Below are 1,377 nucleotides of genomic sequence, written 5' to 3' on the forward strand. Positions count from 1 at the left end.
ACGCGGCCCAGGCCGGTCTGCGCGTGAAGCTGAAGATGAACGACGTCAGTGGTATCGATCCGGGCCGCACTCCGGTGATGTTCAACGGCGTGCAGGTCGGCCTGGTCAAGTCGATCGACATGGGCAAGGACTACAGCAGCGCCACTGCCGACCTGGCGATGGATCCGCGGGTCGAGGACATGCTGCTGGAAGGCACCGAATTCTGGACCGTCAAGCCAAGCATCTCCCTGGCCGGCATCACCGGCCTCGAGGCCCTGGTGAAAGGTAACTATATCGACGTGCGCTTCGCCAAGAGCGGCGCGCCGAGTCGCGAGTTCACCATCCGCCCGAAAGCGCCGCCGCTGAACACCGACGCGCCCGGCCTGCACCTGGTGCTGACCAGCGACAAGCTCGGCTCGATCGATATCGGCGCGCCGATCCTCTACCGCCAGGTCCGCGTCGGCAGCGTGCAGAGCTACCAGCTGTCGCGCGACCGCCAGCGAGTGGTGGTGGGTGTGCACATCGAGCCGGAGTACGCGCACCTGGTGAATACCTCGACGCGCTTCTGGAACTCCAGCGGGATCACCCTGACCGGCAACCTCAGCGGCGTGCAGGTGAAGAGCGAGTCGCTGCAGACCCTGATCACCGGCGGGATTTCCTTCGACACCCTCGATCCGAAGGCGCCGACCGTGACCAAGGTGCGTCGCTTCACCCTCTTCGACAGCGAGGAGGCGGCGATGGCCCGTGGCGTGGAAATCCAGCTGAGCATCGACAATGCCGACGGCCTGCGCGAAGGCACGCCGATCCGCTTCAAGGGCCTGGACATCGGCAAGATCGAAAGCGTCGAGCTGAACCCGGACCTCTCCGGGGTACTGATGAAGGCCCGCCTGACTTCCGCCGGCGAGCGCGTCGCCCGCAGCGGAACCCGCTTCTGGGTGGTGCGTCCGGCGCTCGGCCTGCTGCGTACCGAGAACCTCGGAACCCTGGTCAGCGGCCCCTATATCGAGGCGCTGCCGTCGAGCACGCCGGGCGAGCGCCAGGCACGCTTCCAGACTCTCGCCGAAGCNNATCAAGCCGGGCAACCTGGTGACCTACCGGCAGATCCCGGTGGGCAAGGTCGTCGACCTGGCCTTGGGCGAACAGGCCGACCGGGTGCTGATCAGCATCCTCATCGAACCGCGCTACGTACCGCTGGTGCGTACCGGCAGCCGTTTCTGGAATGCCAGCGGCTTCGGCGTCGACGCCAGCCTGTTCAAGGGTCTGTCGCTACGCACCGAGTCGATGGAGGCGCTGATGGAGGGCGGCATTGCCTTCGCCACCCCGAACAATGCGCAGATGGGCGAGCCCGCCAAGCCGGGGCAGACCTTCGCCCTGTTCGATTCGGCCAATGACGAATGG

The 1,377-nt window shown here is 66.2% G+C and carries 1 pseudogene; it reads left to right on the forward strand.

The annotated features are described in order from the left end of the window. Window positions 1-1,377: pseudogene (locus JHD77_RS31675) on the forward strand (PqiB family protein); the annotation flags it as partial.

The organism is Pseudomonas sp. P20, from assembly GCF_016463925.1.
Classification (GTDB): Bacteria; Pseudomonadota; Gammaproteobacteria; order Pseudomonadales; family Pseudomonadaceae; genus Pseudomonas; species Pseudomonas aeruginosa.